The organism is Aminobacter sp. GW821-FHT11F06 (assembly GCF_058808215.1).
In genome coordinates, this window is sequence record NZ_JBXARL010000001.1 from 266,235 (window position 1) to 279,946 (window position 13,712).

Annotated in this window: 12 protein-coding genes; 4 read left to right on the forward strand and 8 right to left on the reverse strand. The window is 61.5% G+C overall.

Translation table 11 applies throughout. The features are described from left to right. Positions 1–20: 20 nt before the first annotated feature. From rsgA to AC1RTB_RS01360, 7 genes are all read right to left on the reverse strand, one after another. Positions 21–1,016 (reverse strand): ribosome small subunit-dependent GTPase A, encoded by a 996-nt coding sequence (rsgA, locus tag AC1RTB_RS01330; RefSeq protein ID WP_492877306.1) that lies wholly within the window; start codon positions 1,014–1,016, stop codon positions 21–23. Between the two features lie 268 nt (positions 1,017–1,284). Beyond that, positions 1,285–2,067 (reverse strand): MurR/RpiR family transcriptional regulator, encoded by a 783-nt coding sequence (locus AC1RTB_RS01335; RefSeq protein WP_492876835.1) that lies wholly within the window; start codon positions 2,065–2,067, stop codon positions 1,285–1,287. A gap of 55 nt (positions 2,068–2,122) precedes the next feature. Further along, positions 2,123–2,968 (reverse strand): inositol monophosphatase family protein, encoded by an 846-nt coding sequence (locus AC1RTB_RS01340; RefSeq protein WP_492876833.1) that lies wholly within the window; start codon positions 2,966–2,968, stop codon positions 2,123–2,125. 1 nt (position 2,969) lies between these two features. Beyond that, positions 2,970–4,055: an ABC transporter ATP-binding protein gene (locus AC1RTB_RS01345; protein WP_492876831.1), complete on the reverse strand. Its 1,086-nt coding sequence runs from the start codon at positions 4,053–4,055 to the stop codon at positions 2,970–2,972. 6 nt (positions 4,056–4,061) lie between these two features. Continuing rightward, positions 4,062–5,732, reverse strand: a complete 1,671-nt coding sequence (locus AC1RTB_RS01350; RefSeq protein WP_492876829.1) for an ABC transporter permease — start codon at positions 5,730–5,732, stop codon at positions 4,062–4,064. A 70-nt stretch (positions 5,733–5,802) separates the two neighbouring features. Then, positions 5,803–6,816, reverse strand: a complete 1,014-nt coding sequence (locus tag AC1RTB_RS01355; RefSeq protein ID WP_492876827.1) for an ABC transporter substrate-binding protein — start codon at positions 6,814–6,816, stop codon at positions 5,803–5,805. A gap of 138 nt (positions 6,817–6,954) precedes the next feature. After that, positions 6,955–8,031 (reverse strand): DUF930 domain-containing protein, encoded by a 1,077-nt coding sequence (locus AC1RTB_RS01360; protein WP_492876825.1) that lies wholly within the window; start codon positions 8,029–8,031, stop codon positions 6,955–6,957. Between the two features lie 490 nt (positions 8,032–8,521). Here AC1RTB_RS01360 and greA point away from each other — a divergent pair, with 490 nt between their 5' ends. Both greA and AC1RTB_RS01370 read left to right on the forward strand, forming a co-directional pair. After that, positions 8,522–9,004, forward strand: a complete 483-nt coding sequence (gene greA, locus AC1RTB_RS01365) for a transcription elongation factor GreA (RefSeq protein WP_492876823.1) — start codon at positions 8,522–8,524, stop codon at positions 9,002–9,004. 246 nt (positions 9,005–9,250) lie between these two features. Then, a complete protein-coding gene (locus tag AC1RTB_RS01370; RefSeq protein WP_492943782.1) occupies positions 9,251–9,907 on the forward strand; it encodes a TetR/AcrR family transcriptional regulator in 657 nt (218 codons plus the stop codon). 332 nt (positions 9,908–10,239) lie between these two features. On the opposite strand, the gene AC1RTB_RS01375 is transcribed toward AC1RTB_RS01370, so the two are convergent. Beyond that, the gene (locus AC1RTB_RS01375) at positions 10,240–11,418 is read right to left on the reverse strand and encodes a M20 aminoacylase family protein (RefSeq protein WP_492876819.1); all 1,179 of its coding nucleotides are present in this window, start codon (positions 11,416–11,418) and stop codon (positions 10,240–10,242) included. A gap of 160 nt (positions 11,419–11,578) precedes the next feature. Between AC1RTB_RS01375 and AC1RTB_RS01380 the strand changes: the two genes are divergently transcribed. Together AC1RTB_RS01380 and AC1RTB_RS01385 are read left to right on the forward strand one after the other, a co-directional pair. After that, positions 11,579–12,733, forward strand: coding sequence for a M20 aminoacylase family protein (locus AC1RTB_RS01380; RefSeq protein WP_492876817.1), 1,155 nt, complete (start codon positions 11,579–11,581; stop codon positions 12,731–12,733). Positions 12,734–12,957: 224 nt separating this feature from the next. Continuing rightward, positions 12,958–13,695: an IclR family transcriptional regulator gene (locus AC1RTB_RS01385; protein WP_492876815.1), complete on the forward strand. Its 738-nt coding sequence runs from the start codon at positions 12,958–12,960 to the stop codon at positions 13,693–13,695. Positions 13,696–13,712: the final 17 nt, after the last annotated feature.

The window sequence follows — 13,712 nt, forward strand, 5'->3', positions numbered from 1 at the left end:
TTGGTGCAAAGGGGACGATTTCAGCGGCGGCCACGTTTCGGCGCGCTGGCGGCTGTGTTCTCATCATGCAACTTACGCCAGCGCGAAAAGCGCTTGGGATCGATGCTGCCACGCGCAAGGGCGCTGAGCACGGCGCAGGAAGGCTCGTGGGAGTGCGTGCAATCGCTGAACTTGCACTGGGCCGCCAGTTCGATGATCTCGGCGAACACCACATCCAGCCCCTCGGCCATCTCGCCCAGATGCAACGTGCGAATCCCGGGAGAATCGAGCACCCAGCCACCGCCTTCGACCGGATGGAGCGAGCGCGCCGTCGTCGTGTGCCGCCCGGTTGAATCATGGACCCGAATGGCGCCGGTGAGTTGGGCTGTATCCCCGCCCGAAATGGCTAGCGTGTTGACGAGTGTCGACTTGCCCACCCCCGACGACCCCGTGAGCGCCACCGTCCTGCCCAAGCCGAACCAGGTCTGGAGCTTTGTCAACGCGTCGGGCTTTCGCGGATCGACAACCACCACCGGCAGGTCGCGCGCCAGCTCGGCGGCTTGCGCGAGAAAGGGAGCGGCGTCATTGGCCGTGTCGGCCTTGGTCAGAACAAGGACCGGCGCGATTTCCGCTTGGCCTGCCATGGCGAGATAGCGCTCGAGCCGTGGCACGTTGAAATCGCCATTGCAGGAGGTGACGATGAACAGTGCGTCGATGTTAGCGCCGGACAGCTGTGTGCTGCCGTCCGCCATACGCCGCGTGAGAAGCGAAGTGCGAGCGAGCCGCCGCCGCACCAGGAAATCGCCTGGCTCGGCGAGCACGAAGTCGCCCACCGCATAATCGCCGGTGGCACTGTTAGCCGGCAAGGTGAGACGGACCGCACCATTGACGGATTGCCCGCTCATTCGCGCGCGATGAACATGGGCGATGCGGACTGGCACAAGGCCGGCCTCTTCTTCGCCGACCTGATCACCAAAGAAGGAAGACCAGCCCAACCCGATGAGTTCTGCTTGGTCTAGCGGTTCTGTCAATGCCATTTTCCTTGTCCAAACCCGCGCGTAGCTGAGGCAGCATAGAGACGCCGCCGACTCCAAACCGCGACCCCTATCACAGCGCAAGGAGCCCGCGCCTCAGGAAATAGGTGTCGTTGCGCGGCGGGCCTCGTGCCCCAAAGCGCATTTCGCATATACGTCCGGGACATTGCCTCGGTCATGTCCGAAGCGATGGCGTGCCAGGCACCTAAGTAGCGCGTCCTAGGTCCGGCGGCTACGGGGCCGGCTCACGAGTTGCGTCGCACGCCCCCGGTCATGCCCCTTTTTGGGCGCTGATCAGCCCGATCAAGGCGTCGAGCATGACATACATCGACACGCGCTCGCTCGGCAGGAAGCCTGCATTCTTCTTCTGGCGATAGGCGTTGATGGCGATGTTGACGTCCGCCATTTTGGCGATCGGCGACCCTGTCGGGGTCAAGGCAATGATCCTCGCGCCGGCGTTGCGGGCAATCTCGAGGTTCGGCATCATGTGCGTGGTCACCCCTGAGAAGGACAACGCCATGATCGTATCCTTGGCCCCCAGTGCCAGCGCCGAAAACATCTGCAGCGCCGGGTCGGAATAGGCGACGCTGGCGATACCCAGATGTGCCAGCCTGTGTTGCGCCTCGCCCGCCAGAAAACCTGAGCCGCCGTGACCGTAGAGCTCCACGCGCCGGGACTTCAAAAGGATGTCGACGGCCTTTGACACCGCAGCGCTGTCGATATCGCGCGCGAGGTCGTTGATCGACGCGATGGCGCGATTGCAATTGTCGAGGATGCTCGCCTTGACCGGATCGTCGGTGGCCCCCAGCAGGGGCTGGTCGTCCTGCCTGATCAACGCCACGGCCTGCGCGAACTTGAGGCGGAAGTCCGAATAGCCGTCAAAACCCAGGCGCCGGCAGAAGCGGATGATCGAGGGTTCGCTAACGCCGGAAAAGCGTGCGGCGTCTGCCAGTGACCAGCCAATCGTGGCCTGGGGGTTGCCCAGAATCGTCTCGGCGGCACGCCGTTCGGCCGGCGTCATGTCGTTGAGAGATGCTCTGATCTGGGCCAGCATGCCGGTCCCCCCGTTTTCGACACCTAAGATCGCCCGCCGCACTTAGCGCTCTGGCTCAAGAAACTGAAGCCCACCCGCTCAAGACTGCCGAATTCCTGACGTCATAGCCCGGTGTGGTGACAACCAATTTGCCCACACGCTCAAGATTACGCAGCGGATCGCTCATGAGCTTGCCGTCCCTTTTTGACCAGCACAACAGTTGCCCGCCCGACGCGGCGACAAGCTGCAGGCCGGCGGCGATATCCCATGGATGGCAACCCTCGTCATAGTTGATGGCCGCGCGCCCAATGGCAACATAGGCCAGTTGCAAGGCAGCCGAGCCGAGCCGGCGCACGGCACGGAAATTCAGCACAAGATCGCCGAAGCGCTCAAGCTCCGCCGGGCTCGGACGGCTACCCTCGCGTGGCAGATTGGTCAGCAATTCAGCATCCCTGTCGCTCCTGGCGCGTATTGCGGGTTTTACAGCATCGCCATTGAGCAACAGTTGGCCAGAGTGGGTCGTGAACATCTCATCTTGCATGGGGTCATAGACCACGCCCGCGATTGGCCGGCCGTCAGCAGAAAAGGCCGCGATCGACACGCAAAAGAAGGGAAGCCCGGAAGCAAAATTGCTGGTGCCGTCGATGGGGTCGACATACCAGACCACCCTGCCCTCGCCCTGCCAGCCGCTTTCTTCGCCAAGGATGCGCGAGTCGGGCACGCGCTCGCGGATCACCCGCCAGATCAGTTGCTCGGACTGCTTGTCGACGAGCGTGACAATATCGGAATAGCCGTGTTTCTCCTCGACGCCCAGGACCGCTCCCTGCGCCGCATCGAGGAACGATGTGCGAATGAGGGCTCCGGCCTCCAGGGCGGCGACTTCCGCGACCTGGGCGATGAATGCGTCCGTCAATGTCGTCATGTCACGCCCCCGTCCTGGCGGCCAGCGGCCACGGTACCGATGAGGCAAGATCGATCCGCAGCTTCGAGCCAACGGGGTGCACGCCGTGCATATGGTGGCGGTAGTCGACAACGGTGCAAGGCTGGCCGTCGATGGCAACCTGATATTCGGTGTAAGCGCCCTGATAGACGACGCGCTCGACCACAGCCGACACCGGACCACTCCCGGCGATCAGCATCTGCTCGGGGCGGATGACATAGTCGACAAGATCGCCCACGTTCAGTTTCAGGCCGTTGGTCGGAAGCTGCACACGACCGCCGCCAATATTGGCCTCGATGTGGCCGGTCGCCACGAGGTCGGCGCGCACCTTGATGATGTTGGCCTTGCCCATGAAATCAGCTACGAAAGCCGTGCTCGGACGGGCGTAGATATTGTTGGGCGCGTCATCCTGTTCGATGACGCCATTGCGCATCACCACCACGCGGTCCGAAATCGCCATGGCTTCATTCTGATCGTGGGTCACGTAAAGGCTGGTGATCCCCAAGCGCTGCTGGAGCAAGCGCAGTTCGTCACGCATGCGCTCGCGCAACTGCGCATCGAGATTGGAGAGCGGTTCGTCGAACAGCAGCACGCGCGGCTCGACCACCACTGTGCGGGCGAGCGCCACGCGCTGCTGCTGGCCACCAGAAAGCTGGGAGGGCTGGCGATCGGCAAGCTGGGACAGGTCCATCACCGCCAGGATTTCAGCGACCTTGCGTTCGACCTCAGCCGACGACAGGGCAAGCACCTTGAGCCCGAACGCTACGTTTTCGCGCACCGACATATGCGGAAACAGCGCATAGGACTGGAACACCATGCCAATGCCGCGCTTGTTGACCGGCGTGGTGGTGATGTCGCGGTCATCGATCAGGATCTGGCCGGTGGTGGGAATTTCAAAGCCTGCCAGCATGCGCAGGGTTGTGGTCTTGCCGCAGCCGGACGGTCCCAGCAACGTGACCAGGCTGCCGTCTTCGACGACGAGGTCGAGATCCTTGACCGCATGGGCGTCCGGCCGCCCGTTGCGCCCCGGATAGACCTTGTTGATGCCTTTGAGTGTGACGCGGGACATGGCGGGCTACCTTTGATTGTGGCTGCGTCCAACGAGCAGCTGCATGACCGCCAATACGGTCAGAACGATTGCAATGAGAATGACGCTATAGGCGGCGGCGAGACCCATCCTGAGCGTTTCCACCTGGTTGAGGATGGTCACTGTGATGAGCGTCCAATTGGCCGACACGAGGAAGATGATCGCGCTGAGCGTCGTCAGCGAACGGGTGAACGCATAAGACATCGCCGCAAAAAGCGCCGGCTTGAGCAGCGGAAGCGTCACCCGCGTGAAGACACGCGCGTTCGAGGCACCGAGCACCGAAGCGGCCTCCTCGATCGCCGGGTCAACCTGGCGGATCTGATTGGTGCCTGCTTCAATGCCGACCTGCAGCGTTTTCACCACCATGGCCGCCACGATGATGAAGGCAGTGCCCGTCAGCAGCAGCGGCGCGGTGTTGAACATCGAGACATAGCCGATGCCAATGATGGTACCCGGCGCGGCGAAGGCCAGCAGCGTGCCGAAGCGAAGAATGAAGCTGCCGGGGAAATTGCGGCGCGACAACAAATAGGCGATCAACACACCGACAATAGTGACGATCGGCGTGGCAAAAGCGGCGAGCGTCAGAGAATTCCACAGCGGCTGCAGGCCGGTGGCGGCGATCTTTTCATAGTGCTCCCAGGTCAGCGCCCAATCGATACCGGGGATTCTGGTAAAGCTCACCCAGACAATGGTGCTGTAGAGCAGGACGATAACGCCGACGAGCGCGTAGCACACCAGCGCCAGCGGCAAGACGATGGCTGGATGGACAATGCGAATGGTCTGGGTGCCGGGCTTGCCGGTGACGGTCACGTAGCTGCGCTTGCTGACCCAGTAGCGATGGACCATGAAGGCCAGCAGCGATGGCAACAGCAGAACACTGGCCAGCAATGCACCCGCCTGAAGATTGAAATAGCCGATCAGCTGGGAATAGGCCTCGACCGCCAAGGTGTTGAAGTTGCCACCGATGACCAACGGGTTGCCGAAATCTTCTATCGACTTCACGAACACCAGCAGCATTGAGCTCAGGATCGCCGGCATCGCCAGCGGCAATGTGATCCGGCGAAAGATGGTCCACTGCGATGCGCGCAACATGGCGGCAGCGTCTTCCAGCGCGCTGTCCATTGCCTCCAGCATGCCGCGGATATTGAGGTAGGCGATCGGCGTGAACGCCAGGGCCTGAATGAACACGAGGCTATGAAAGCCATAGATGTTGCTGTTGCGGATGCCCAGCAGGTCCCGGGTGATGAGCCCCGAACGGCCAAACAGCAGGATCATTGCCAGCGCAATGACAAATGGCGGCGAAATCACTGGCAGCAGCGCGATCAGATGCACCGCGCGCTTGCCCCACATATTGGTGCGGGTCATCGCAAAGGCGAGGACAAACCCGACCAGCGTGGCCACCACGGCCGAGGTCGCTCCCAGCATCAGCGTATTGCCGAATGCCCTGAGGACGAGAGGCGATGTCAGGCGGTCGACGATCGTGCCAACCACGTCGCCCTCCCCGCCCGAAACCGCCAGGCTCAGAACGCTCAGGATGGGCAGGATGCCGAAAATCAGCACCGTGATCGTCAGAAGGACGAAGATGCCGAACAGCCAGGGATCGGCCAATATTTTTTTGACACCCGCGGAAAGCGGTTGCCGCGTGACGGCCTCAGCCATGCCAGCCTCTCAGCAAATGGGGAAGAGGTGGGAAGGCGCCGAGAACGCCTTCCCACACTGCGGAGAGTGCTTACTTCGCGGCCGAGGCGTCGCGCACGTCAGCTTCGTAGCGCTGCAGCAGGCGAGCACGGTTTGCGCCGGCCCACTTGGAGTCATAGTCGATCAGCTTGATGTTCGTGGTCTTGATCTTGAGATCGGGATTCTCAAAGCCTGGGATCACCGATTCACGATGGGTCGCGCCGAGCGCCTTCTGCCCGGCATCGGTCAGGACCCAGTCGAGGAACTTCTTGGCGGCATCGCGCTGGGCTTGCGGAGCTTTGGCGATCACGGCGACCGAGTTCAATTCATAGCCGGTGCCTTCCTTGGGGAATGACACCTCGATCGGATAACCCTGCTTGAGGGCCGCCTCAAGTCCGTGGGTAAAGGACTGCGAGATGGCGACTTCGCCCGACGCGACCATTTGCGTGAGCGAGCCGGCGGAACGCGAGTACTGCAAGACGTTTGGATCGGTCGCCTTGAGGATTTCAAAGGCTTTGTCCTCGCCGTAGATCTGCACCATGGTGGCCAGAACCACCGAGGCCGTGCCCGAGGACGCCGGATGGGTCAGAACGACGGCCCCCTTGAAGACCGGATTGGCGAAGTCTTCCCAGCTGGTGGGCGGTTCGGCACCGAGTTCGGCCAGATATTTGGGATTGTAAAAGAACGCGATCGGCGAGATCGCCATTGGCGTCCAGCTATTGTCTTCACTGCGGAACTTGGCATCGACCTTGCCGATATTGGCTGCGGCATGTGCCTCAAGGAGGCCTTCGCTTGCCGCTTGGATGAAGAGGTCGGCTGTCCCCGCGAGCCACAGACCGGCCTGCGGGTTCGCGGCTTCTGCCCTTACGCGCGCCAGAACTTCACCGGCGCCCATGCGGACAAAGCTTGCCGAGATTCCGGACTCGGCCTCAAAAGCCTTGAGCACCGATGCACAATCGTCTTCAGACATTGGGCAATAAGCGGTCAAATCCTGCGAATAGGAAGCTGTCGTCGACAGCGCCAGCGCGACGCCTACCGACAGAAAGATTGTACGAAGTTTGATCATGTTTCCCCCTCACCGACCCCCAACCAACGGGAGTCCGACACGATATGCATCAAAACTACAGACAGTCAACATTTGTGGAGTTTTACTACAAATTTGACCCCAGCGCTGCCCCAACGCCGCGCTCCAGCCTCTACCGACCTAGTAACTTCCAGGGAATCCGAGACGCGCCCATTGGTCGCGCGGGATCGTGGCGCCGACACGGAAGGAGAACGACAAGACGCTCGTCGCGGCATCATCGACCTCGCATCGGAAGCTGAGATCGTGCCATGTTGTTTGCGTGCGGAAAGCAGCCTTCTGGACGTCAAGGACATTGCCGGCCTTCAGCGGCAAAATTGGCACCAGGTCGGGGGAATAAGAGGCGTCCAGCAGTCGCTGCTGCAAGGTTCTGGCGCAAAGTTTGGCAATCCGTTTGTCGCGAGGCACGCCAGCCATCGAGCTTGTGGCCAACATATCGCCGGTAGCACTTTGCGATTGGGGCCTTCGAACACCCGGCAATCCCGAAAATCCCTGCGATGTGGCAACATCCACATCCCTGGAGTTTGGCCTCCCGGCGCTCCCGCTCCCAGGCTTCGAGACCTTTGCAGGGCTGGGCTTTGGCGCATTCGCGGGTCTGGGCTGTGGCGCTTTGGCCAACGCGGGAAGTGCGACCTCACCGTCGCTGCCGGCAGCACCCAACGGCGTTGGTGCCGCGGCTGTTTGCTTGTCAGCGTCGTTCTGGTTTGAGGTTGCCTCACTCGTGGGTTCGATATTCTTGGCTGCGGCTGCCTGCTTGTCGGCGTCGTTGACTGGATCCAGCACCTCCTCGGCGCCCGGCGACGTGGCGGTTTTGTTCTGTGAACCCTTCGCTTCGAGAGGCGGTTTCGAATCGTCAACCTTCGCCGGCGACGGCGAGGTGTCTTGAACGCCGCCCCCCTCCGGCGATTTGGTGGGGCCGGCATCCTTGTCCCCGAACCGGAAAACAGGCTTGAGCACCTCGATTGGCGCCGGCTTGGGTGGCTGCCGTTCCGGGGTGGGCAGTTGTTCTGCCTTCGGTTCCGGAGGCTTTTCAGCCTTGGGTTTTGAAGACGGCAAAGGAGCAGGTTTCGGCTTTGGCTGTTCGGGCGCAGGCACGAGCGTGACGTTTACCGCTTGCTCCTCCTGCTGCTGATGAGGGGGCGACGGCTGGACCACCAAGATCGCGATGAACAGCGCATGCAGGATCAGCGATGCGGGCAAGGCCCACAACAAGTCCCGACGTCGGTCCCTTGTCTCATCCTTCATGCTGACCGATGTGCAGTGAAATATAGGCGGCATCAAGCATGATCGTCGAAGTTGCGCAAAATAGCCGCTGGAGGCCCCGAGTAGGCAAATTGGGTCTCGGACCTGAATTTATCGGGGCCAGCGGAGTGTGACCGAGCCAGCTTACTTCCTTGCGCGCGTCTCTCCGGTTGGCTGGAGCGGGCTTGTAGGTGCCGCGAGCGGATGGTCCGCCTTCGGGATAAACGGGCTGGAAAGCCGACGTCCTGATTCAAGAGATTGTCTGTCGCATCGTATATGTCGCTCGCAAAAATTCCGCGTTGTGCGGCCGATTTTTTGAAACCTGAATGACTGGAATCCACCCCTTGCATTCCGTTTCTGCCGAAGCCAGCCGTCAAATTGTTGCAGCTTTGTTGTCGGCCGTAGGTTATCCGGTAGCCAACAATGTTCGACAGGGAGTGCCGACCAATTGAGCGTAGCATTCGCCAAGGAGGAAAGCGCCGAGGCAGCATCGGAAACCATCCTGCCGGCTCGCCCTATCTCCGATCGGATCAACCTCGTCACGGAGGCGGGCCTCCAGATGCTGCAAGATGAATTGGCCCGCGCTCAGCAGGCTCTTGGGGCCGCTAACCTGCTGGAAGATGTCAATGAGAGGCGACGGCAGTCGGCGGTTCCGGTTCGAGATATGCGCTATTATGCCGAGCGCGTCCGTACAGCTCAGCTTGTGTCGGTGCCCACGTCCAATGTCGTGATCGCCTTCGGCCACACCGTCACCTTCGAGCGTGACGATGGCCGCACTCAGACCTTCCGCATCGTCGGCGAGGATGAGGCCAACCCGTCTCAAGCTTCCATATCGCATGGTTCACCGGTTGCCATCGCGCTGATCGGCAAAACCGTTGGCGACGTTGTCCTGCTAGGCCAACGCGAACTCGAAATCCTGTCCATTTCCTAGTTGGACAGTGGCGTACGACCCACGACCCATTGCAGTCACGTTCGGTAACCTCGGCACGGCCAACCGTCACGTTTGGCGTACCGTCAGGTGACGCGCAGCGAGCTACACCTGACGCCATAACCATGGCAGCGTCGTTCGGCTGAAATTTTGCGCCACAGGCAAGGGCCGCCTGTATAAAGGTCAAACAAAAAGGGGGAGACGACGGTGCAGGAAAGAGGAAGAAAGCCAACTCTTTCTCCAAAAGGTATGAAGCAGGAACCGGCAGTGCCTGACGGCTCGTCACGTACCACAAAGCAGGACTGGCTGGACCTCGCGATCAGGACGCTGGTCGACGATGGCATCGACCAGGTCAAAATTCAGGCTATGGCAAAGAAACTCGACGTTTCCCGGTCGAGCTTCTACTGGTTCTTTGAAAGCCTGCAGGATCTGCATGACCAGTTGCTTCAGAACTGGTTGCGCCGCAACACGGACCCCGTGGTCAACCACGCGCAACGGCCAGCAGCCAGCATCAACCGGGCCATCCTCAACGTCTTCCAGTGCTGGATCGACGACAGCATTTTCGACCCGCAACTGGACACTGCCGTGCGGATCTGGGCTCGTCGCGATACATCTATCCGTACCGTCATCGACGAAGCCGACCAACGCCGCATTGAAGCGATCACGGCCATGTACCAGCGCTACGGCTATGACCGGGAAAACGCCTTCATCCGCGCCCGCGTGCTCTATTTCATGCAGATAGGCCACTATACGCTCGACGTCGACGAAGCGCTCGATGTCAGGGTCTCGCATGTTCCGGCCTATCTCCTGGCATTCAGCGGCCAGCAAGCCGAGCCCGGCGACATCGCCGCCTTCGACGAGTTCATCAGTCATCTCACGCGCAGGCGCAGCATGTCTGGCGACTGAACCGCAGGCGTGGAGCTCAAGCGTCACTTCCAGCCACTTCGGCGGTGGCATGACGCTGGGCACCGGCAAGTACGGGCGCTATCGCCACTGCACCTGCGCAGCGCAAGGGGCCGCTACATCCCGATGAACAAACCCGACGGCCGCGGCTTCCAGCTTCACAATGAACGCCTTGTGGGCGTCCGAAAACGTCGTTGCCTTCTTCGTCTTCCGCTCCTCCCAGCCAAGGGGAGCGCGGAAAACTGCTGTTTCGAACGGTTCAGTTTCCTGGGATCAGTGCATCGGCGCCGGGCGCCAACTGTTGATCATGTCATTTGTTGATCACGTCACTCCCATCATTCCGCCGGTGGCGCCAGTCTGTCAGTGACGAGCGCCTTCCAGTAGCGAATGCCGTGGATGATTGCGTCGTCGTTGAAATCGTAGGCGGGATTGTGAAGCCCGGCGGAATCGCCGTTGCCCAGCCAGATGATCGCCCCGGGGCGCTTCTCCAACATGTAGGAGAAGTCTTCCGCACCCATTGTGCACTGACAGTTACCGTCGACACGATCTGTTCCTGCGACTTGGGAGGCGGCCGCTATCGCGACCTTCGTCATGTCCGGGTCGTTGACAGTGACCGGGTAGCCCGGTCGCCAGTCGATCTCGGCTTGCGCTTCAAAGAGCCGCGCGGTGTTGGTTACGATATCCCGGAAACGCTGCTCGACGGCTTTCCGTGTTTTCGGGTCGATCGTGCGGATTGTTCCGCCAACGATCGTCGATTCCGGAATCACGTTGAGCGCATCGACGCTGCCGCCGGCGAGATAGGTGACCGACACGACAACGGGGTCGAAGGGATCGACGTGGCGCGAGGCGATTGACTGGAGCGCCGTCACCAAATGCGCGCTGATCAAAACAGGGTCGCGCGAATCATGCGGCGAGGCGGCATGGGCGCCTTTGCCGCGCAGGGTCACGACAAAGCGGTCTGCTGCCGCCAGCATCGGGCCTGGGCGGATCGCGAAGGAACCGACAGGAAGGCCCGGCTCGTTGTGCATGCCGAAAACCTCCTCGATGCCGAAGCGTTCCAAAAGCCCCTCTTCGAGCATCACGCGCCCACCGGCACCGCCCTCCTCCGCCGGCTGGAAGATGAGCACGACCGTACCGGCAAAATCCCTTGTGGTGGCGAGGTGGCGAGCGGTGGCGAGCAGCATCGCCGTATGGCCGTCGTGGCCGCACGCATGCATCCTGCCCGGTGTCTTCGAAGCGTGCGCCAGATTTGTCTGTTCGCTCATCGGCAGCGCATCCATGTCGGCCCGCAGGCCGATGGTGCGGCCGCTGCCCAGCCTCCCCTTCACGACCGCGACAACGCCCGATTTCGCGATGCCCGTGACGACATCATCGCAGCCAAACGACTTAAGCTTGTCGGCGACGAAGGTCGACGTCACGGGGAGGTCAAACAAGAGCTCGGGATGCTGGTGGAGATGGCGGCGCCACAGGACGGCTTCTTCGGCAATCGTCGCAATCGTGTCTGGGGTCGTCATCTCTTCCTCTTTCTTCCGGCTGGCTCAGCTTCGCCGCGCAGCGCAGCGACAAGGTCTCCGACGCTTGTGCGCCGACGTCTTCGACGCCGTAGGATGAAACGCTTGCCTTCACAAGATGCAGGTGCGACAGACTGGCCAAAACCAACAATGACGGTCCGCCATGCCTGTAATAGAACAGATCGCCCAGTTCGCCGACGATCTCACCGCGATACGCCGGGATTTCCATCAGCATCCAGAGCTTGGCTTCCAAGAGCATCGCACCTCACAGCGCGTGGCGGAGTTGCTTGAGAGCTGGGGCATTGCCGTCGAGCGCGGGATCGGTGGAACCGGCGTGGTGGGCATCATCGAGGGGACCCGACCGGGCCGCAGCATCGGCTTGCGTGCCGACATGGATGCCCTGCCGATGGATGAGCTGACCAACCTGCCCTATGCATCGAAGAACCCCGGCGTGTTTCACGGCTGCGGCCACGACGGGCACACCACGATGCTGCTGGGGGCTGCGCGATATCTCGCTGGCAATCGCAATTTCTCAGGTCGCGCCGTCTTGATCTTCCAGCCGGCGGAGGAAGGCCTTGGCGGAGCCAGGGCGATGCTGCGCGACGGCCTCTTCGACCGTTTCCCCTGCGACGAGCTGTATGGAATGCACAATTCTCCGTACCAGGGGCATTCCCAGCTGACGATACGGCCGGGCAAGGCGCAGGCTGGCGCGAGCTTCTTCGACATCACCCTTCATGGCCGCGGCAGCCATGGCGCCATGCCGCAGGCCAGCCGCGATCCGATCACCATCGGCTCGGGCCTGGTGAAGGAGATGCAGGAGATCGTCTCGCGCAACACCGACCCGACGCATCCTGCCGTCGTTTCAGTCACACAGTTCCATGCCGGCTCGGCCTACAACGTCATCCCGGAAAGCGCGGTCCTTCGCGGCACCTTCCGCTATTTCGACGAAGCTGACGGCGAACTGATCGAAAACCGCATCCGCAAGCTCTGCGCCGGCTTTGCCCTCGCCCACGAGATCGAGATCGTGGCCGATATCCGCAACATCTTCGACGTCCTGTCGAACGATCCGGAGCGGGTCGATAACCTCATCGAGGTCGCGCAACAGATAGTCGGCGACAAGGCGCAACCGAATGCCGAGCTGACCATGGGGTCGGAGGATATGGCCGACCTTCTGCGCGTCGTGCCCGGCGCATTCTTCAATCTGGGCCACGGCGGCACGGTTCCACTGCACAATTCCGGATTTATTTTCGACGACACGATCCTGCCCGTCGGCGCCAGCCTGCTGGCCCGCCTCGTCGAGGTCCGGGGCGCCGCCTGACGGCGCCTGCGCTAACAAAATCAATTTCTTGGTCTGAGGAATTCGCCCGATCCCGGCCACGCTTTCGGGACTGGCGAAGCATTGCCTTCGCCGTCCGTCGCGCTGTCCGCTTAATGGCATCGAGAAGTCGGCTCATTTTTTAGCTTGACCGAATGAACAGGCGGGAGCATTAGTTGCGTTAAATGGAACTCGGGTTCCATTTTATGGAACGGCTCGGAGGAGCAATGTCGGTCCTGAACAATGCCGCAGATGTGCTGAGATGCTTTGGCAACGACTGTCCCGACCTCACGGTCTCGGATGTCGTGAGGCTGCTTGGCATGCCGAAGGCCAACGCGTCGCGTCTCTTGAAGGCGATGCGTGAGGCCAACATGCTGGAGACGATCGGTGACAGCCACCGGCATCGCCCGGGCCGCCTGATGCTCGATCTTGCCGCCGCATACCGTCGTTCTTCATTGCTGATCGGCCGCGCCAGCGACGTGGTCGCCGAAGCCAGCACAACCTTTGGCCATACCGGCTACATTTCCGTGCGTGATGGCAAGGAGGTGACGGCCGTGGCCGACTTCCAGGGCACAAACGCGCTTCGCGTCGTCAGCAATATCGGCAGGCGCCTGCCCGCCCACCTCAGCGCGACGGGTCGGTCGCTGCTGGCGCGGCTCACCGAAAATGAGGTGCTTGCACTCTACGCCGGACACGGCGCGCTTGCTGACTTGACCGAGCAGCTCGCGAAAGTACGGCATCAAGGCTTCGCATATTCGAGCCAGGAGGCGACACCCGGCGTCGATGCCATCGCGATATCAGTGGCCGATCCTCGGACCGACGAAGCCGTCAGCCTCTGTATCGTCTACCCCCATGCACTCGTCGACACCAAAGGCCGCGACGAGATGATAGCCGCCCTCGCCAGAGGGGCCGCCCGCATTGCCGAGGACCTGGGCGACGGCGCTTTCGTCGCCCCCCGGATTTGAAGAAAAGGACATCATGT

What these genes read in the sequence shown, in the direction of transcription:
- AC1RTB_RS01335 (WP_492876835.1), bottom strand. Translation starts at nt 2,067, where the DNA reads ATGCTGGCCCAGATCAGAGCATCTCTCAACGACATGACGCCGGCCGAA.
- rsgA (WP_492877306.1), bottom strand. Translation starts at nt 1,016, where the DNA reads ATGGCATTGACAGAACCGCTAGACCAAGCAGAACTCATCGGGTTGGGC.
- AC1RTB_RS01355 (WP_492876827.1), bottom strand. Translation starts at nt 6,816, where the DNA reads ATGATCAAACTTCGTACAATCTTTCTGTCGGTAGGCGTCGCGCTGGCG.
- AC1RTB_RS01380 (WP_492876817.1), top strand. Translation starts at nt 11,579, where the DNA reads ATGCCTGTAATAGAACAGATCGCCCAGTTCGCCGACGATCTCACCGCG.
- AC1RTB_RS01375 (WP_492876819.1), bottom strand. Translation starts at nt 11,418, where the DNA reads ATGACGACCCCAGACACGATTGCGACGATTGCCGAAGAAGCCGTCCTG.
- AC1RTB_RS01385 (WP_492876815.1), top strand. Translation starts at nt 12,958, where the DNA reads ATGTCGGTCCTGAACAATGCCGCAGATGTGCTGAGATGCTTTGGCAAC.
- AC1RTB_RS01340 (WP_492876833.1), bottom strand. Translation starts at nt 2,968, where the DNA reads ATGACGACATTGACGGACGCATTCATCGCCCAGGTCGCGGAAGTCGCC.
- AC1RTB_RS01345 (WP_492876831.1), bottom strand. Translation starts at nt 4,055, where the DNA reads ATGTCCCGCGTCACACTCAAAGGCATCAACAAGGTCTATCCGGGGCGC.
- AC1RTB_RS01350 (WP_492876829.1), bottom strand. Translation starts at nt 5,732, where the DNA reads ATGGCTGAGGCCGTCACGCGGCAACCGCTTTCCGCGGGTGTCAAAAAA.
- AC1RTB_RS01370 (WP_492943782.1), top strand. Translation starts at nt 9,251, where the DNA reads ATGAAGCAGGAACCGGCAGTGCCTGACGGCTCGTCACGTACCACAAAG.